The organism is Bifidobacteriaceae bacterium (assembly GCA_031281585.1).
Taxonomy (GTDB): Bacteria; Actinomycetota; Actinomycetes; order Actinomycetales; family WQXJ01; genus JAIRTF01.
In genome coordinates, this window is sequence record JAITFE010000030.1 from 42,238 (window position 1) to 61,579 (window position 19,342).

The 19,342-nt window shown below is 68.3% G+C and carries 13 protein-coding genes and 1 pseudogene; 11 read left to right on the top strand and 3 right to left on the bottom strand.

Annotated features, from left to right (window positions below; all coding sequences use genetic code 11):
* Positions 1-54: 54 nt before the first annotated feature.
* Complete coding sequence (locus LBC97_02980; protein ID MDR2565021.1) at positions 55-2,316, bottom strand: acyltransferase; 2,262 nt, start codon at positions 2,314-2,316, stop codon at positions 55-57.
* Positions 2,317-3,468: 1,152 nt separating this feature from the next.
* Here LBC97_02980 and LBC97_02985 point away from each other — a divergent pair.
* The 10 genes and pseudogenes from LBC97_02985 to LBC97_03030 all read left to right on the top strand — a co-directional run bounded on the left by LBC97_02985 (position 3,469) and on the right by LBC97_03030 (position 15,567).
* Positions 3,469-5,130 (top strand): DUF222 domain-containing protein, encoded by a 1,662-nt coding sequence (locus tag LBC97_02985; GenBank protein MDR2565022.1) that lies wholly within the window; start codon positions 3,469-3,471, stop codon positions 5,128-5,130.
* Positions 5,131-5,419: 289 nt separating this feature from the next.
* The gene (locus LBC97_02990; GenBank protein ID MDR2565023.1) at positions 5,420-6,178 is read left to right on the top strand and encodes a YebC/PmpR family DNA-binding transcriptional regulator; all 759 of its coding nucleotides are present in this window, start codon (positions 5,420-5,422) and stop codon (positions 6,176-6,178) included.
* 6 nt (positions 6,179-6,184) lie between these two features.
* Positions 6,185-6,757: a crossover junction endodeoxyribonuclease RuvC gene (gene ruvC, locus LBC97_02995; protein ID MDR2565024.1), complete on the top strand. Its 573-nt coding sequence runs from the start codon at positions 6,185-6,187 to the stop codon at positions 6,755-6,757.
* 121 nt (positions 6,758-6,878) lie between these two features.
* Positions 6,879-7,484, top strand: a complete 606-nt coding sequence (gene ruvA, locus LBC97_03000) for a Holliday junction branch migration protein RuvA (GenBank protein ID MDR2565025.1) — start codon at positions 6,879-6,881, stop codon at positions 7,482-7,484.
* A gap of 85 nt (positions 7,485-7,569) precedes the next feature.
* A complete protein-coding gene (gene ruvB, locus LBC97_03005; protein ID MDR2565026.1) occupies positions 7,570-8,673 on the top strand; it encodes a Holliday junction branch migration DNA helicase RuvB in 1,104 nt (367 codons plus the stop codon).
* A gap of 132 nt (positions 8,674-8,805) precedes the next feature.
* Entirely contained in the window at positions 8,806-9,267 is a 462-nt protein-coding gene (yajC, locus tag LBC97_03010) for a preprotein translocase subunit YajC (GenBank protein MDR2565027.1), read from the top strand.
* 46 nt (positions 9,268-9,313) lie between these two features.
* Complete coding sequence (gene secD / locus LBC97_03015; GenBank protein ID MDR2565028.1) at positions 9,314-11,533, top strand: protein translocase subunit SecD; 2,220 nt, start codon at positions 9,314-9,316, stop codon at positions 11,531-11,533.
* Positions 11,526-12,629, top strand: a complete 1,104-nt coding sequence (secF, locus tag LBC97_03020) for a protein translocase subunit SecF (GenBank protein MDR2565029.1) — start codon at positions 11,526-11,528, stop codon at positions 12,627-12,629. The genes secD and secF overlap by 8 nt, the downstream gene beginning before the upstream one ends.
* Positions 12,630-12,634: 5 nt before the next feature.
* On the top strand, positions 12,635-13,177 hold the full coding sequence (locus LBC97_03025) for an adenine phosphoribosyltransferase (protein ID MDR2565030.1): 543 nt from the start codon (positions 12,635-12,637) through the stop codon (positions 13,175-13,177).
* Between the two features lie 206 nt (positions 13,178-13,383).
* Positions 13,384-15,567 (top strand): annotated as a pseudogene (locus LBC97_03030) (bifunctional (p)ppGpp synthetase/guanosine-3',5'-bis(diphosphate) 3'-pyrophosphohydrolase).
* Here the strand turns inward: LBC97_03030 and LBC97_03035 are convergent.
* Both LBC97_03035 and LBC97_03040 read right to left on the bottom strand, forming a co-directional pair.
* Complete coding sequence (locus tag LBC97_03035; protein ID MDR2565031.1) at positions 15,475-17,442, bottom strand: DUF6020 family protein; 1,968 nt, start codon at positions 17,440-17,442, stop codon at positions 15,475-15,477. The pseudogene LBC97_03030 and the gene LBC97_03035 sit on opposite strands and share 93 nt — an antisense overlap.
* Positions 17,443-17,558: 116 nt before the next feature.
* Entirely contained in the window at positions 17,559-18,317 is a 759-nt protein-coding gene (locus LBC97_03040; protein MDR2565032.1) for a DUF6270 domain-containing protein, read from the bottom strand.
* A gap of 111 nt (positions 18,318-18,428) precedes the next feature.
* Between LBC97_03040 and LBC97_03045 the strand changes: the two genes are divergently transcribed.
* Positions 18,429-19,325, top strand: coding sequence for a peptidylprolyl isomerase (locus LBC97_03045; GenBank protein MDR2565033.1), 897 nt, complete (start codon positions 18,429-18,431; stop codon positions 19,323-19,325).
* The last annotated feature ends 17 nt before the right edge of the window (positions 19,326-19,342 follow it).

Here is a 19,342-nt window from a genome sequence, read left to right on the forward strand (position 1 = left end):
CCGTGGATCTAGCTGAGCGAGAAGACCCTCCGCTTGGGAGCCCAAGAAAGACGGTCAGCGAGCCAGCGCGCCCTCAATTGCCGCAGAAAGCTGCGGGGCAAGGGTCTCAACGAAAGTGATCGAAAGATGGTCGTCGTCGAAGTAGGCGACCACCGAACCGACCAGTCCGGTGCAGACTTCGCCGTCGCAGATGGCGTTGTTGAAGTCGACCACTTCGATCAAATCGGATCCCATCTCCGCCGCCGCGTCGGCCCAGGGATCCGGGAAAATCCAGCTCTCCTGCGGGCCGGCGCAACGGTCGGGTTGGCCGCCGTTCGCCGCCAGGCAGTCGGGGATGCTGCGATTCGACGGCTCGCGGGGAATGTCTCTGATCAACAGCACCTTGATCTGCGCGTCCGTCAACTGTTCAAGAACCCAGCGGGCGGATTCGACCGCCAGCTCGTGCAGTTGCGGGGGCGAGCTCGCCCTGTTGGTCACTACCACCAGGTCGGGACGGCTAGCGCGGATCGCGTCAAGCTCCTGCGACGTCACGTCCACGCACGGGCTGCTTTCGGTTAGCGGATCGAATCTGCTTCCCGGTGCCCTTGGAAAACACGAAGATGACAGCCGGGTGGTGATGCCCAACTGGAGTTCGTCCGCTATCCGCTCCAATCCCGGCAGCCATTGGACGGCGTGCGAATTCCCCCAAAGCACAACCTCGTTACCCCCCGATCCCTCCAGCAACCCGTACCGGCACTTGGCGGGCGTTGGGTTGGTCCAATGCCGGGTGCACCCATTGTCGTAGGCGGGCGAGTGGTCGAACCAGGCGAACCGCGGGTTGGGGTAGGGACCGGTTTCCTCATCGGGCTGGCCGCTGGCGCAGCCGGGGTCCAGGATTCGCTGAGCGCCCATGCATGGGCTCTCGCGGACGTGCTCCCGGTCTGCGGCGATGGACCGCTTTATCGCCGCGGGCACTGTGATGTACAGGACGGCCCCGGCCACGGAGATGGCCGCCATTCCGGCGACCGCCGGAACAAAAGTGCGTCTAAGGCGGGCCCGCATCCACCGCGAGCGTTGGAACGGTTTCTCGACCAATTCGTAGGACGCGGCCGAAATTCCCAGGGTGCCCAGGACCACCAGCAGGCTTGTGCCGACGGTCAAATTGCGCCCGAGGACGTTCGGCGCGAGCAGTATCAAAGGCCAGTGCCACAGGTAGACGGAGTAGGACATGTCGCCCAGGTATTGGATTGGCCGGAACGACCAGAAGCGGTTGAGCAGGCCGTCGATGCCGTCGACACCGTCGCCCGTGACCGTCCGCCCGGCAAGGTTCGGGTTCGGCGCAGCCCCGCCCCGCGTGTCGGGCGTCGCCCCAGCCTCGGCCCGCCCCGTCGCGGCGACGTCACCGGCGACGGGTGCCCGGCCTTGGGCTGGGCTGGTCGTGCGGTTGCGCCCGCCGGCTATGAACAGCGCGGCGCCCACGGTCGGCAGGAGCCCCACCCAACCTGGGAAGGCTGTGGCGTCGGTGAACCCGACCGCGGCGGCGACCATGGCCGCCAGCCCCACGGCCACCATCCCGGCGCGGACGCCCGGACGCCGCCCGAGTCGGGACTCCAGCCAGGGCCAGAAGCAGGCCAGCAGGCCGCCGAGCGCCAGCTCCCACATCCTTGTTTGGGTCACTAGATAGGCCTCGGCCTGGTCGCGCGCGGTCATCCAGACCGACAGCCCGAAGGACACGGTCGCGACCGCCCCGACCGCCCACGCGACCGGCCGCCTCACGCTGATCCCGGAGCTTCGCTTCTGTGCCCGCCGCCACACCGCCGCGACGGCCAGGATCATCACCGGCCAGAACACGTAGAACTGTTCTTCAACGCTGAGCGACCAGAAGTGCTGGAAAATGGACGGGGTCCCGCCGCGGCCCAGGTAGTCCGCAGACTGCTGCCATAGGTTCCAGTTCTCCGCGTACACGGCGGCGGCCACGGCATCGCGGGCGGTCTGCACCCAAGCCGACGGCGGCCCGACCAACCACGCCGCCACGCCTGTCGCGATGATCACCAGGAAAGACGCCGGCAGCAGCCGTCTGATTCGCCGGCCCCAGAAGTCGGCCACGTCGCGCCAGGTCCCGGGCGGCCGCGCCACCAGTCCGCCGGTGATCAAGAACCCGGAGATCACAAAGAAAATGTCGACTCCGACGTACCCGCCGGTCAGGACGCCGGGCCAGAGGTGGTACACCACGACCAAGGAGACGGCCAACGCCCTGAGCCACTGAATATCCGCCCGACGCCCCGAAGCTTTGTGGCCCGAGGCCTTAGCGGCGTGTTGAGAGCCCGGGGCATGCATCAGTCCATTGTGCATCACAAGGGCGGGCCGCCTGACACGCGCCGCCGCCCGGTCGCGCGGGCTCCGGGACACCGGCGACGGGTCCCGCTCCAGCCCACGCCGTCCCCCGAGCCCGTGGCCCCCGGCTCCGCCGCCGGGCCTTCCGGTCCGCGTGGCCGGTCGGTCCGTGCCGCCCGGAGCGCGACGGCAACACCGCCGTTTTGGCTGGTGGGAACGTTGTCAGAGGCGCGTTCTAGGTTGTTCTCATGACCGCCGATGCCGTCTGGTTCCACCCCGTTTCCCCACTCCGTCGCGCTCGCCTCGCCGGGGTGGCCGCAGTAGTCGGGGCGGCCGACGCGGCGGGGATGGCCGCGGTGATCGAGGACCGCTGCTCTGACCCGGCCGGAGGGCGGGGCGTCGGAGCAGCCGGAAGGCGAGGCTTCGGGGCAGCCGGAGGGCGGGGCATCGGAGCAGTCGGAAGGCGAGGCATCGGAGCAGCCGGGCCGTTCGGGCACCAGGACGGCGCGCAGGTTTTCGGTCGACTTTCTTCGCTCAGCCCATTGACTTCAGACCCGACAGGGACTAGCATATGTGTATGATGGTTAGCCATTCGAACAGCTCTCAAGGGTCGCTTGCGGGCTGCACCGGCTGGGCGTTTTCACGCAAACGCGCGGCCGGAAACTGATCATGGCTACTGCGACTATTGCATCCGCTCGCCCGTGGCCGCTGGGCTCGGAAACGGTGGCTTCCCCTCGAGGCGCGGCCGGGCCGGTCGCGAACGACCTGCCCGCGCAGGCGGCTGTCGGCACCCGCCACGGGTTCGGCCCGGTTTGCCAAGACGATTCTGGCTTGGGCGGCGGCGACGGTCGGCTCGGAGGACACCCCGGGCGTGACGCGGGCACCGCGCCTGGGTTCGCCGCAAGGGGCCAGAACAAGTTTGACCTGGGCGGCGACGGTTGGTCCGGTGGCCGCGGCCAATCTGGTTCCGGCGTCGGCACCCCCTCCGGCGCTGACGCGGGCGATCCGCCTGGATTCGGCTCAAGCGGTGGCCAGGATGGACTTGGCTGTGGCCCTCGAAGTGAAGCTGGGGGCGGCGGCCCATCGCCCGCGAAGGCGCTGGGCAACGGCGGCACGCCCACAGATTGGCGGAGCCTGGCAGATTCCAGGTTGGCGATGTGCGCCACCGCGCTGGACGAGTTCGCCTCGACAGACCGGTCGGGATTGGATGCCGCGCGGTTGTTGGCGAATCTCGATGGGTTGGTGGAGTTGTCGAAGCGGTCGGGATCGCTGGCGGCGGCGCTGTCTGAGGAAGTGAGGCGCCGGGGCGCGGCCGCGAAGACGGAGGGCGTGGACGTGGAGTCGCATCTCCGGATGAAGCACAGGCTCTCGCCGGCGGAAATCCGCAAACTCGTGAAACAAGGCGAGGTGCTGCGGCCGTTCGAAGTGATGAGCCTGGCGACTCAGCGGGGTGAGATTTCCCCGGCGCAGGCGGAGGCCTGCGCGCGTGAACTCGCGGACTTCCCCGTTGACATATTGGGCGATGCGGCGTTGCGGGAAGCGGAAACCCTGCTGGTCGCAGAGGCCCGCCGGCTCGGCGCAAGACAGCTGGGGCTGAAAGCCCGGCGACTGGTCGACCAGGCCCGCCAGGAGGCAGGCGTGGGCGGGGACCGGGCCGACCGGCTGGACCGCGACCATGAGAAGGCGTTCAAAGAGCGGTTCCTCTCGTTCAAACGCGACGGCCAGACAATGATCATCCGGGGGCGCTGCACAATCGAGGCGGGCCTGCGGATCAAAGCCCGTCTGGAAAGCGCCGCACTGGCCGTCCGCCGGGCGCGCACCGACTCCACCAACGGTGCCCCCAACGGCGAAGCCCAGGGCAGGCATGACCCGGCCGACGAGGGCGCGGGCAGCGGATCGTTCGGTCCCTTGGCTGGTGGCTCCGCGAGCAACAACTCGCAGGATGCGGTGAGCAGCGGCAGGCGGGAGGATCCAGCGACCGGCGGCGAGGACGGCAACGTGTGGGATCCGGCGACCGGTGGCGGCGCGGGTGGCGCGTCTTGGGATCCGCTGGCCGGTGGCGGCCTCGAGGCGGAGCCGTTTGCGGCTTCGGTGATGGATGCGCTGGAGGCGATCATGGATTACGACCCTGGCGTGGAGGCCCCGCTGCAGGTCGGAAAGCCCGCCCGGTTCGTGGTCACCATGACCGAGGAGGGTTTGCGTTCAGGCGCCCTTGAGGGAACGCTTCAGGAAAGCGGCGAACCGCTGGCCCCGTCGGCTCTCGACCAGGCCGCCTGCGACAGCGAATGGATCGCGGTCTTGCGCGGCTCGTTCGGCCAACCCCTCGATGTGGGACGGGCCACCCGCCGGGTGCCAAAGGCGCTCCGGATCGCGTTGGAAGAGCGGGACAACGGCTGCGTGTTTCCCGGCTGCGGAGTCTCGGCGAGCGGCTGCCAGGCCCATCACCTGCATAAATGGGTGTTGGGAGGCTCGACCAGCCTGGACAATCTGGCCCTCTGCTGCGCCGTGCATCACAAGATCGTGGAACCTGCCCGGAAGCTGCCGGACGGAACGCCGTGGCGCCCCGGAGCTGACGACCCGGGACGGTGGCGGATCGAAATCGACCCGGTGCACCACCATCCGGTCGTGATACCCCCAGCACGGGTCGACCCGGAACGCAAGCCGCTCCTGAACGGGCGCATCAGGCTGAAACTCGAAATGCTCGGCGCCCTTCCCCAATCCGCCCAAGGGTCTTCCGGCCCGGCCGCCGCCCCTGAGGGCGAGATCCATCGCGCGCAGGGCAACGGGTTCCGTGAACGTCAGCAGGCCGTCCAATGACGGCGCGAACGGGCGGTCGGGCCCCCAACGGAACCGGGGAGCGGCACGGCGCCAAGGGGAACTCCTCGGGCGGGGCCGCGCGCGCTGGGCAGGTTCGGCGGCGGCCGGGCACCGCTTGGCGGCAGGCGGGGCCAACGGGCGGTCGCGCCCCGACGGAACCGGGGAGCGGCCCTGGCCTGGGCCGGAGGGTGGTCACCGTTGGCGGGCGTGTGTCGGCCATGCGGCGTCAAACAGCCCCGGTAGACTGACCCAAGGTTTTAGCTGGATAAAAGAGGGGAAGAAGCGTTCTATGTCGGGTCACTCGAAGTGGGCCACCACCAAGCATAAGAAGGCCGCGATCGACGCCAAGCGAGGCAAACTGTTCGCCAAACTGATCAAGAACATTGAAGTCGCCGCCCGCACCGGCGGGGGCGATCCAGCGGCGAACCCAACCCTTTACGACGCGATCCAGAAGGCCAAGAAGTCCTCCGTCCCGAACGACAACATAGACCGCGCCGTCAAACGGGGATCTGGGGCCGAAGGCGGCGGTGCCGACTACCAGTCGATCATTTACGAAGGCTACGGACCCGGCGGAGTCGCCGTCCTGGTCGAGGCCCTGACGGACAACCGCAACCGCGCCTCATCCGACATCCGCCTGGCACTCTCCCGCAACGGGGGCTCCCTGGCAGACCCGGGCTCCGTCGCCTACATGTTCTCCCGCAAGGGGGTCATCGAGGTCCCGGCCGCCCCCGGCCTTGACGAGGACGCGGTCCTCGACGCGGTGCTGGAAGCCGACCCGGAAGAGGTCACCCCCCAAGACGGCGGCTTCGAGATCATCACCGCCCCGGAGAACCTCCTCGCGACCCGCCAGGCCCTCCAAGCGGCTGGGATCGACTACGACTCGGCGGAGGTGCAGTTCGTACCCTCGATGGAGGTGTCCCTGGACGCCGAAGGCGTCAAGAAGATCCTGCGCGTGGTGGACGCCCTCGAAGACTCGGACGACGTGCAGAACGTCTACACCAACTTCGACGCCAGCGACGAGGTCATCGCCGAAGCGATGGGGGAGTAACCGCCCATGCGCGTGCTGGGGGTCGATCCGGGCCTGACCCGCTGCGGCCTGGGCGTGATCGATTCGCAGCCGGGCCGGCGCGTCAGCCTGGTCGAATTCGGGACCGCCACCAGCCCGCCGGATGACACCGTGGACCGCCGCCTCCTCGCGATCGCCGACGCGGTGGGGGAATGGATCGACCGCCTAAGGCCGGACGCGGTCGCGATCGAGCGGGTCTTCGCCCAACACAACGCCTACACGGTTTCCGGCACCATGCAGGCCAGCGGCGTCGCCATGGTCGAAGCCGCCCGTCGCGGGGTCGAGGTCGCCCTCCACACCCCCACCGAGGTCAAAGCCGCCGTGACCGGCAACGGCGACGCCCCGAAAGAGCAAATCGCACACATGGTCACCCGCCTCCTCTCCCTGGACAAGCCGCCCACCCCCGCCGACGCGGCCGACGCCCTAGCCCTCGCCATCTGCCACGCCTGGCGTCCCTCCACCCTCAGCCCCACCGGCCAGGCCGCTACCCCCGCCCAAAAGGCCTGGGTCGAGGCCGCCCGCGCCGCCCGCCGCGGCCGCAAGACCTGGGTGGCCGCATGATCGCCTCGCTCTTCCCCGCCCGCCGTCTAGCGCAAGACTGGGGTGGCCGCGCGGTCGCCTCGCCTCGTGTGCCGGCTCCGCGCGTGGATGCCGCCGCCAGCCGGAAGCCTGAGGTGGTCGCGTGATCGCCTCGCTTCGCGGCCCCGTTCTTTCCTTGACCGCCAACTCCGCCATTGTGGATTGCGGCGGCGTGGGCCTGGCCGTCACCCTCACCCCGGCCGCCCGCGACCAACTGCGTCAAGGCGAGGAGGCCACCGTCTTGACCCACCTGGTGGTCCGCGAGGACTCCTTGACGCTCTACGGGTTCGCCGATGCCGCCGAGCGCGACGTCTTCGTTGTTGTCCAGTCCACCAGCGGAGTGGGCCCCAAGCTGGCGATCGCTCTGGTCTCGGCCTTGGGTGCGGACGGCCTGACCAGGGCCGTCGCGGCCGAGGACGTGACCGCCCTGACGAAGGTGCCCGGCATTGGCCGCAAAGGCGCCCAGAAGCTCGTCATCTCGCTGGCCGGGAAACTGGCCCCCGCCGCCCCCGGCGGGGGAGTGCCCGGATCGGCCGGCCCCGCGGCCAGCCCCCTGGCCGAACAGGTACAAGCCGCCCTGGTGCAACTCGGATTCAACCCGCAGGCGGCCGCCGGGGCCGTCGCCGCCGCCCAAGCCGACCCAGGCGCGCCCACCGAGGTGGCCGGGCTCCTCCGCGCCGCCCTTCAACGATTGCGGGCCACCCGATGACGGAAATGGGGACGGTTCCTGTTTCCGGCACGCCGGAAACAGGAACCGTCCCCATTTCCGATCCGGCCCCGAAGGGGGTTGCGCCATGACTGAGGAGCCACTTTCGCGCGAAGCCCTCTCGCCCGGTGCGTCCGGGACCGAGCGGGCCATCGAAGCCGCCCTGCGGCCCAAGAACCTGGGCGAATTCGTCGGCCAGAAGGTGGTCCGCGACCAGCTCTCACTGGTCTTGGAGGCGGCCAAAGCTAGGCGCATGCCGCCAGACCACGTGCTCCTGTCCGGGCCGCCCGGACTCGGCAAGACCACCCTGTCCATGATTATCGCCGCCGAACTGGGAGTCTCGATGCGGGTCACTTCGGGCCCCGCGATCCAGCACGCCGGCGACCTGGCCGCCGTCCTGACCTCGCTCGAAGAGGGAGAAGTCCTCTTTGTTGACGAGATCCACCGCCTCGCCCGCCCCGTCGAGGAGATGCTCTACGTGGCCATGGAGGACTTCCGGGTGGACGTCGTGGTCGGCAAAGGCCCCGGCGCCAACGCCATCCCCCTGACCCTGCCCCCCTTCACGGTGGTCGGCGCCACCACCCGGGCGGGACTGCTGCCGGCCCCCTTGCGGGACCGGTTCGGTTTCACCGGCCAACTCGACTACTACTCGGCCGAGGAACTGGAACGGGTGATTGTGCGCTCGGCGGCCCTCCTCGACCTACAAGTCACACCCGAGGCCGCCGCCGAGGTCGCCTCGCGCTCCCGCGGCACCCCCCGGATCGCCAACCGCCTCCTCAGGAGAGTGCGGGACTGGGCCGAAGTGCGCGGCAGCGGTGTTGCCGACCTGGACGCCGCCCTGGCCGCCCTCGCCGTCTACCAAGTCGACCAGCGCGGACTGGACCGTTTGGACCGCGCGATCCTCGAAGTCCTGGTCTGCCGCTTCGCCGGGCAACCGGTCGGATTGACCACCATGGCCGCCGCAGTGGGCGAGGAGCCGGACACGATCGAGACCGTGGTGGAGCCGTTCCTTCTGCGCGAGGGTCTGATCGCCCGCACCCCGCGCGGCCGGCTCGCCACCCCCGACGCCTACGCCCACCTGGGGGAGCGCCCCGCCGGACAGGCGGCCCCGCACCAACAGATCTCTTTGCTGCGCCCCGACCTCTCGGTCGAATCCAGCCCAGGCGAACCCCCGCCCCAGGAGTCCAGGTGACACAGAAATGAGCCGCCAGCGAAATGGGATGGCCGCTTTCGGCCCGACAGTGTGCGCGCCGTGCCGAAGTCCCCTAGACTCACCCCGGACGTATGTCTTTTTTCGCATCCCATTGACTGAGGAGTGTTTTCGTTGACTATTTCCGATGCCGTCCTGCTGGCCGCCGACGAGCCGGCTGCGCCAGCCGGGGGAGGCGGCAGCAGCTACGTAATGCTGATCTTCATCGCCGGAATGATCCTGGTGATGTGGTTCATGTCGCGGCGCAACAAGAAGCAGCAGCAGCAGCAGGGCGACTTCCGCCGCTCGCTGGACGTGGGCCAACGGGTTATGACCGTGGGCGGCATGATCGGGGTCATCACGGGGCTCAGCGGCGACGTGGTGACGCTGATGTCGCCCAGCGGCGACGAGTCCGCGTATCTCCGCCGGGCGATCAAGTCGGTCGTCTCGGATGAGGAATGGGCCAATTTGACCGAGCCCTACCCCGTCGATGAGGACGAGGAGATTGAGGCAGACGAAACGCCGGAAATCGAAGACGCGCCCGCTCCCGCCGAACCCGAAGAGGACGAACCCGAACCGGAAGACAAGGGCAAGTAAACCCTTCGGTTCGCCCCCGCAATTCATCCAAGGAAGAAGCACACTGGTGGCTACACACTCACGAAAGGCCCGGCCCGGCCGCACCCTGTTGGTGCTGGTCGTGTTGGTGGTCGCCCTGTTCGGAGCGATCGGGATCGGCACGGCGGCGGGCAAAACCGACTTTGTGCCGAAGTTCGCCCTCGACCTTGAAGGCGGCACCGAGCTGGTCCTCACCCCGCAGGCCTCCGAATCCAACGCCCAGGTCACCAGCGAACAGCTCGACCAGGCGCAAGAGATCATCAGGTCGCGCGTTGACGCGTCGGGTGTGGCCGAGACGGAGGTCGCCCGGCAGGGCAACTCCAACATTGTGGTCTCGATCCCCGGCAACCCCAGCCAAGACCAACTGGACCTGGTCACGAAGTCCGCGAAGATGACCTTCCGCACCGTGTTGTATGTGGCGAACGCGACCCCGACCCAACAAGACGCTTGGTCTAGCCGCTACTACCCGAACCCCTCCTACACGCCGGCGCCGGAGCCCAGCGCCGAAGGGGAAGACGGCGAAACCCCGACCGACGGCGAAACCCCGACCGACGGCGAGACTCCGGCTGAAGGCGAAACCCCTGCCGAAGGTGAGGCGACCGCCGAGGCGACCCCGAGCCTGGAGCCCAGCCCGACGGCATCGGCGGCCAGCCCCTCCCCGGCGCCCACCCCGACCTCGAAGGTCGACGCCTCGACCGGCAACATGCCGGTCCCGCCAGACCCCGCGTACACCGCGCGGCTGGAGAACGGCCTGGATGAGGCGGTCGTGTACGCGGCGGTGGCCGAGGAATACGCCACGCTGCTTGATGGCGCCGAGTCGACCGTCGCCTCCAAGACCGCCAGCGGCGTCAGCGAGGAGGCCGCCAAAGCCCAAACGGTCGCCGAGATCATCAACTGCGACATGGTCGGCTCATCCCGCGGCAACGTGCCGTCCGATCCCGACAAGCCGCTGGTGACCTGCGATGACGCGGGCTCGGCGGCGTACATCCTGGGTCCGGTGATGGTTCAGGGCTCGGAGTTGACCAAGGCCAACAACGGCATGGCGACCACCCAACAGGGCAACACCACCGGCCAATGGGTGGTCGACATTGAGTTCAACTCGGCTGGCGGCAAGCAGTTCGGCGAGGTCACCACCAAGCTCGACGCGGCCTGCAAAGCAAACGCCGAAGACCCGAAGCGGCAATTCGCCATCGTCCTGGACGACGTGGTCATCTCCGCCCCGGAGGTCTGCAATGACCCGATCCTGACCGGCACGGCCCAGATTTCGGGCTCCTTCACCCAGCAAAGCTCCAAGACCCTGGCCGACCAGTTGTCCTTCGGCTCGTTGCCGATCAACTTCATAGTCCAGTCGCAGGACCAGATTTCGGCGACCGCCGGGTCGGAGCAACTGGAGATTGGCCTCTGGGCCGGCTTGGTTGGCTTGATCCTGGTCGCCATCTACTCGTTCTTCCAATACCGCGCCCTGTCCATGGTGACCGTGTTGTCGCTGATCCTGGCGATCGGCATCTCCTACGGCACCATTGTTCTGCTCGGCTGGGTGCAGGGTTACCGCCTGTCGCTCGCGGGCGTGGCGGGCATGATCGTGGCGATCGGCATAACCGCCGACTCGTTCATCGTCTACTTCGAACGCATCCGCGACGAGTTGCGCGTCGGCCGCTCGATCAGCCTGGCGGTGGAGATGGCCTGGCTGCGGGCCCGGCGGACCATTCTGGCCTCGGACGGCGTCAACTTCATCGCCGCGATTGTGCTCTACATGGTCGCCGTGGGCGGCGTGCGCGGCTTCGCCTTCACCCTGGGTTTGACCACGGTCATGGACCTGGTGGTCGTGATGCTGTTCACCCATCCCATTGTGTCGCTACTGGTCAAGACCCGCTTCTGGGGCGACGGCCACCCGTGGTCCGGGCTCGACCCGTTCCGCCTGGGCGCTCCGGGTGCGGTCCGCTACAAGGGCCGGGGACGTTTCTCAGCTCCGTCCGATGCCGTCTTGGCGGCTGGCGGCAAGGGCGGCCGTTCCGCCGTGGCAGTTTTGGAAGACGAGGACGAGGCGGGCGCCTCGACCGGGCTGGACCAGGCGGAGGTTGAGGGCGTGGCGCCCGAGACGGCATCGGACGCCAAGGCGGCCGGAGGCAAAGCGCCGAAGAAGGTGCCGGGCGAGGCCGGCCTGTCAATTGCCGAACGCAAGCGGCGCGCGGCGGAGCGGGCCCGACAAGCCGGCGACGAGCCGGAAGGGGGCGATAGCGATGGCTAAGGGATTCTCGCAATGGGGCAACGACCTCTACACCGGCCGGCGGTCCTATTCGGTGGTGCCGAAAATCAGGATCTGGCTGGGCATAGCCGCAGCCGTGCTGGTTGTCTGCGTGTTTCTGCTGTTCAAACCGGGATTGACGCTCGGAATGGAGTTCGTGGGCGGCACCGAGTTCAGGGTGGTCGGCACCTCCTCGACCGATCAGAGCCCGGCTCTGGACGCCGTGCGGGAGGCGTTGGGCGGGGAGGCCTCGCCCAAGGTGACCTCGCTCGGCGACGGGGGCGTGCGGGTGCAGGTCGGCAAGCTGTCGGCTGACGAGACCCAGAGCGTGAAGTCGGCGCTGGCCGACGCGTACGACGTGCCGATCGAGGACGTGTCGAACCAGATGGTTTCGGCCTCCTGGGGTTCGGACGTCTCCGGCAAAGCCCTCCGCGGCTCGATCATCTTCCTGGTGCTGGTGGCCGTCGCGATGATCCTCTACTTCCGCAACTGGGCGATGGCCGTCTCCGCGATCACGGCCTTGATCCACGACTTGCTGGTGACGGTCGGGGTTTACGCCGCGGTCGGCTTCGAGGTCACCCCCGCCACCCTGATCGGCTTCCTGACCGTCTTGGGCTACTCGATGTATGACACGGTGGTGGTCTTCGACAAGGTCCGCGAGAACACCGACGGCGTCCTGGACCAGTCGCAGTACACGTACGGCGAGGCGGCGAACCTGGCCGTCAACCAGACCATGGTGCGGTCGATCAACACCTCGGTGGTGGCGCTGCTGCCGGTCGGGGCCATCCTGTTCATCGGCTGGGCTCTGCTGGGGCCGTCCTCTTTGCAGGACATCTCGCTGGCCTTGTTCGTCGGCATGGCCGCCGGCACCTATTCGTCCATCTTCCTGGCGACCCCGCTGGAGGTGCTGCTCCGCAACCGGGAGAGCCGGATCCGGGATCACGCCGAGAGGGTGCTGGCGAAGCGCGCGGCCGCGATCGCGGCCGGGGCGGACACGGGGATCGGCACGGCGGCGATCTCCGGGATCGGAGCCATGCGGGCCGGGGAGCACCGGGGCCATGAGGCCCAACCGCGCCGCAAGACCCGTTCGGAGCGGTGAGGGACGTGAACCTGATCTCGCGGGAGCAGGTCCGCGACCTGGTCGAGGCGAACTGCCGCGACATCCCCGACTTCCCCACCCCGGGGGTTGTGTTCAAGGACATCACGCCCTTGCTGGCGGATTCGTACGCCTTTGGCCAGGTGATCGAGTACCTCGCGGACTTCCTGGAGCGGGTCGGCTGCGAACTGGTGGTCGGAATTGAGGCGCGCGGCTTCATTGTGGCCGCGCCTGCGGCCTTCCACGCTGGCCTGGGCTTTGTGCCGTTGCGCAAGCCCGGCAAGCTCCCAGGAGTGACCCTGCGGGAGTCATACGCCCTGGAATACGGCGAGGCGTCTCTGGAGATGCACGAGGACGCCATTCCGCCGGGCGCCCGGGTCGTCATCATGGACGACGTGCTGGCCACCGGCGGAACCGCCGCCGCGGCTGCGGACCTTTTGGAGCGGGCCGGCGCGAAGGTGATCGGGATGAGCTTCCTGATCGAGTTGTCCTTCCTGGGCGGCCGGGCCAAACTGCCGGGCCGCGACCTGGAATGCATCTGGACCACGTGACGTTCCCCAAGAGGACCGGCGGGCGCTGACACTCCGTCTGGCGTGCGCCGATGGCGCAAAGCGGCGGGTCCCGTCGCGAGCGGCTCTACAATTGGCGCATGACAGACGCCGGCACCACCGCCAAACCGCAGGTGGAGTCTGGCGTCCACACCAGGCCGCTGTCATGGTTGCCGGGTTTTCGGGCGCACCAGTCCGCGCCCGCCGCGCTCGAGCCGGTGCTGGCCGCCCTCCGGGCCTCCCACCCCAAGACCTCCACCGAACTGGTCGAACGGGCCTACGCGGTCGCGGAACGCGTGCATGAGGGCCAGACGCGGAAGAACGGCGAGCCGTACATCACCCACCCGGTCGCGGTGGCGACCATCCTGGCCGAACTCGGGATGACCCCGTCCACGCTGGCGGCGGCGCTCCTCCACGACACGGTCGAGGACACCAGTTACTCGCTGACGGAGCTCAGACGCGAATTCGGCGACGAGATCGCCCAACTGGTTGACGGCGTCACCAAACTCGACAAGGTGGAGTACGGCGAGGCCGCCCAGTCGGAGACCGTTCGTAAGATGGTGATCGCCACCGCCAAGGACATCCGGGTCTTGCTGATCAAGTTGGCGGACCGCCTCCACAACGCGCGGACCTGGAAGTACGTCTCGGCCGAGTCGGCGGAGCGGAAAGCCCGCGAGACCCTGGAGATCTACGCCCCGCTGGCCCACCGCCTCGGCATGAACACGATCAAATGGGAGCTGGAGGACCTGTCTTTCGCCACCCTGCACCCCAGGGTCTACGAGGAAGTGGTGCGGGTCGTGGCGGAGCGCGCACCCGCCCGCGACGAATACCTGCGGGTGGTGGCGGAGCAGGTCAAAGCCGACCTGCGGGCCAACAAGATCAAAGGCGTGGTGACCGGGCGGCCCAAGCATTACTACTCGATCTACCAGAAGATGATTGTGCGGGGACGCGACCTGACCGACATCTACGACCTGGTGGGGGTGCGCATCCTGGTGGACTCCGTGCGGGACTGCTACGCGGCCCTGGGGGCCATGCACGCCCGCTGGAACCCCGTGCCGGGGCGGTTCAAGGACTACATCGCCCGGCCGAAGTTCAACATGTACCAGTCGCTCCACACCACGGTGATCGGACCGTCCGGCAAGCCGGTCGAAATCCAGATCCGCACCCACGAGATGCACCGGCGCAGCGAATACGGCGTGGCCGCCCACTGGAAGTACAAGGAGGGCGCCCATTCGACCGCCAACGGCGGCACGGAGATGGATTGGCTGCGCCAACTGGTGGAATGGCAGCGCGAGACGCAGGACCCGGGGGAGTTCCTCGACTCGTTGCGCTATGAGATCGGGCGGGCCGAGGTCTACGTGTTCACGCCCAAGGGGGACGTGCTGGCCCTGCCGTCCGGCTCCACCCCGGTTGACTTCGCCTACGCCGTCCACACGGAGGTGGGCCACCGGACGGTCGGCGCGCGGGTCAACTCCCGCCTGGTGGCCCTGGACACCGAACTGCAAACCGGCGACGTGGTGGAGATCTTCACCTCGAAGACGCCCGACCAGGGCCCCTCGCGGGACTGGCTGGTGTTCGTCAAGTCGCCCAGGGCCCGCAACAAGATCAGGCAATGGTTCACCAAGGAGCGGCGCGAGGAGTCCGTCGAGCGGGGCAAGGACCAGATCGCCAAGGAGATGCGCAAGCAGAACCTGCCGATCCAGCGGCTCATGTCCCATGAGACGCTGCTGGCCTTGGCCAACGAGCTGCGTTTCCCCGACGTTTCGGCCCTGTACGCGGCGGTCGGGGAGGGCCGCTACTCCGCCCATTCAATGGTGGAGAAACTGGTGGCCTCCCTGGGTGGCGAGGCCGGCAACGAGGAGGACCTGGTAGAGGTCTCCCGGCCGGGCCTGTCGCACCGCCTCAGCCCGGCCGGCGCCAGCGGCGACCCGGGCGTGGTGGTCCACGGGGTGGACGACGTGTGGGTGAAGTTGGCCCGCTGCTGCACCCCCGTGCCGGGCGACAAGATCATTGGTTTCATCACGCGCGGCTCTGGGGTCTCGGTCCACTGGGTCGACTGCTCCAACATCCTGGAGGCGGAAAAGCAGTCCCCCGAGCGGATCGTGGACGTCGAGTGGCGCGACCACGCCCAGGGCTCCTACCTGGTCCAAATCCAGGTCGAGGCCCTAGACCGCCATCACCTGCTGTCAGACGTCACCAAGGCCCTCTCAGAGGCCCACGTCAACATCCTGTCCGCCGAGGTGTCCACCACCAAGGACCGGGTCGCCATCAACCGCTTCGTCTTCGAACTGGCGGACACGTCACACCTGGACGCGGTCCTGTCCGCCATCCGGCGGGTCGACGGCGTCTTCGACGCCTACCGCATCACGGGCTCCGGCCGCCACCACCTCTGAGGCCGCCTTCGGCCGCGGCCGCGCGTACCAGGCCGCCAGCGCCACCACCGGCGCGGCCAGCGCCAAGCCCAGGACGTAGCGGAACTCGGCGAACGCAGGCGAGAGCAGGGTGCTGCCCCAGATGCCGAGCAGCGGCGTCATCGCCAGAAGCAGGCGCTGGCGGCGCTTGAGCGCCAGCACCGCCGCCGCCAACACCAGGACGCCGGAGTAGAAGCCGATCGAAAACGCCATGGACAACACCGGCACGGGCCGGGGGCTGCCCAGGGAAGCCCAGAACATGGCCTTGCGCAGGCCAGGCGCTAGCGAGTCCTCCTCGGAGATGCCCCAAGGGTTGTCGGCTATGTACATCTGGCTGGCCGCCTCAATCGCCTCCGGATACCAATAGCCGAAAGTCTGGGCCAGGGTGGCGTTGACGTACGACTTGGGATACTTGCGGCCAAGGTCGGCCCAGAGCCACACGGCATCGTCCAAGTGGGTCTTGAAGTACTCCGTGTCGATCTGCAACCTGACGGCGTCGCTGAGGCGGGGGTAGTAGGTGTCCTTGAACTCCCGCCCGACGGAGACACGGGTCTCGACGGAGAAGAACGCCTCGACCAACTCGCGTTCGCGCGGGGTCAGATCGTTCGCGTGCTCGTGAACCGCCCGGCCGATTTGCTGCGCGGGCAGGGACAGGGTCTCCCGCGTGGAGTCGCCGTGGACCGCCCCCAACGCGTCGTAAACGGGCCCGGTGACCACGCAGTAAACCACGGCGCTGACGGCCGCCACGGCCAGGAACTGACGCCGCAGGCCCTTCGCCAAGGCCACCAGGAAAAGGAACGACAGCGCGAGCACGTGGACCCCGTTCGAGCGCCACAACACCACCATCAGCGCGAAGGCGGTCAACGCCAGCCACGGCCCCCACCCTGGCGGCGCCGGGCGCCTCCGCAGCACCTCGATCAGGGCCGTGACCAGGCACATGATGGCGATCGCGAAAGGCACGTCCTTGAGCGCGTTGACGGAGTACATGGCGAAGAGCGGGCAGAGCGCAAAGAACGCGCCGGCGCCCAGCACGGCCGTCGGGCGCACCCCCCAGCGCTTCAGCGCCACCACCGCGTAGGTGAACGCCGCGCTTGAGGCCATGATCAAGAACGCCGAATACAGGCCCAGGCCCAACGTGGCCGAACCGAGCGCCACGCCGATCTTGCCGAACAGGCCCAGCAGCAGCGTGTGCGCCAAGGGGTGAAGGTCGAGCAGGGGCCGGCCTCCAATGGTCATTGACAACTGGACCTGGGCGTCCACCGGGAGGACCGCCGGGTACCAGGCCAGGAAATAGGGCACGCGGCTTGCGCACAACACCAACCAGACGCCCAGGATGAAGCGCTTGGGATGGCTCTGCCATTGGCCGCGCAGCCACCGCCAGGCGCCCGAGGCGGCCTTTGTCCACTTGGTGTTGGACCTGAGGGCGGCGTCGAGAATGAGCGCGAAGACGGTGTAGAAGATGACCCAATAGCCCGTCAAATGGATAACGGCCTTGCCGAGTTGAAGCGGCGACGCGACGAGCAGATGGACCGAGTTGTCCCAGTTGACGGCCGCGCCCACCGTCTCCGAGGCGGCCGCGGCCAAGGCCAGTCCGGCCGCTGTCAGCCGGGTGGCCCGGCCCGTCACCTTTAGCGCGCGGGCGGCGACCAGGGTCAACCCTGCCCAAACGGCCAACAGGAAGACGTTGTTCCCCGTGAACTGGCCGTCAAGGGCCACCGGGGCCCAGGTGGTTTGAGTGCGGTATTGGAATCCGCCCCACGTCTGCCGCACCAGCGTGGTGTTCAGGGCCACCGTCCCCCACAAGCCCGCCATCAGGGCGACCGCCCGCCTGCCGGGGTCGCCAAGTCTCGCCTTCATGGCGCCAAGTCTATCCAGCGGCCAGGCCGATTCCGCAGTTAGGGAAGGTGTGGAGCCCCGGTCGCGGCCCCGCTGCGGCCGCCGCGGCGGGCGCGGTCAGGCTCCGCCTACGCGGGTCAGCGTTCGGCCAGGAGGTGCGCTTTCAGCGCCTCCTCGTAGGCGGGGCCCCAGTGGTACGGCGCGCTGCCCCACTTGTGGTTCTCCGCCGCGTACAACGCCGCCTCCGGGTAGCGGTAGAACTGCTCCGGCCGGAGGTCGCGGGCCATGTGCCGGTACATCTGGTCCAAGGAGTCGTTGACTCGGCGGTACCCGTTCGGGTCGGCCGCGGCCGGGGGGTACGGGACGGTCTTGGACACCATGGTTGACCAATAGACCCGCCCCACGCGCAGTTTGCCCAGCGCCCCCGCGCGTCGGAGCAGGCGCACCCAGCGGCGCCAAGCCCGTTGCCAGAGCTGAAAGCGCTCATCCGAATAGGCGCCGATGTCGCGTTCGGCGCCGCGCTGAAAGCCCGACTCGCGAAACTCGTCGGTCACGGTGGCGAAGCATTCCCGGCCGCGCTGGAACAGCGGGTAGCGCTCGTCGATCAGGTCCATCAGCAGGATGTCGAAATCCCCATCCCTCACCAGTTGTCTGAGCTTGGTGGAACCGAGGTCCCACTCCACCCGGCTGCGGCGAAACGCGGACTCGATGGCGGCGGTGTCAACCCCCGTGAACGGGCGCTTCGACATGGCGCTGACCAGGGAAGACCGGGCCACGTATTCAGCCAACTCGATCCCGTCTTCGGGTCCCAGGTGCTCGAACACGTCCCGCGACACGCACGAACCGAAGATCAACACGCGCAGCGGCGCCGCCGCGTCTCTGGGCACCGTTCCCACGGATGCGAGTATAGGGGGCCGCACCGCGTCGCCGGAGCCATAAGCTCAGGTGGACGCTGTAATCTTTGGGTCAAAGCTCCAGGCAACCATTTCGTCACGAGGAGGCCGCAAATGGGTGACTATCAGCCCCAACAGCCCTACCCGCCGTACGAGCCCCACCAGCAGCAGCCGGGTTGGGGGCCGCCGCCGCCCGCCGACCGGGGCGGTTTTGGATGGGCCGTTCTCGGCTTCTTCGTCCCAATTGTGGGGCTGGTCTTGTTCGTGGTGTGGCGCGAGTCAAAGCCCCGGAGCGCGAAGAGCGCGGGCGTGGGCGCCCTCCTGGGTTTCGTCCTCGTGATGATTGCGCCGGCCGCCGTGGTTCTCGCTCTCCGGGCCCCATGGAACCCGGTCGTTAGTTCGGAGCCGTATTCGGAGGTTTACGAGGCTCCCGACCCGACCGTTGAAGCCACCCCCGACGCGGAGCGGACCAAGGCGGCCAGCCAGCAGCCCGTCTATTCGGGCGTGCCGGATCCGGCCCTGGCCGAAGGCCGCGAGTGGACCGGATCCATGGAAACCTCGATTGGTGCCATCAAGTTCACCCTTAACGGCGCCGCCGCCCCGCAGGCGACCGCCAACTTCATCCAGCTGGCCCGCGACGGCTACTACGACGGCTCCTCCTGCCACCGGCTCACCACCGCGGGCATCTTCGTCCTCCAGTGCGGTTCGCTGACCGGGGATGGCACCGACGGCCCCGGCTACCAGTTCGGCCCGCTTGAAAACGTCCCGGAGGACGGCGTCTACCCTCCCGGAGTCATCGCCATGGCACGCGCTTCCGCGGAAGACTCGCAGGGCGCCCAGTTCTTCATCACCTACGAGGAGAGCGTCATCCCTGGCGGCTACACCGTGTTCGGGCGGGTCACGTCCGGACTTGACGCGATCGAAGACGTGGCGGCCGCAGGCACCGCCGACGGCGGCTCAGACGGACGGCCGGCGGTCGACGTGACGTTTGAAGCCATCGAGTTCGACTGACGGCGGCCCAAGCCGGC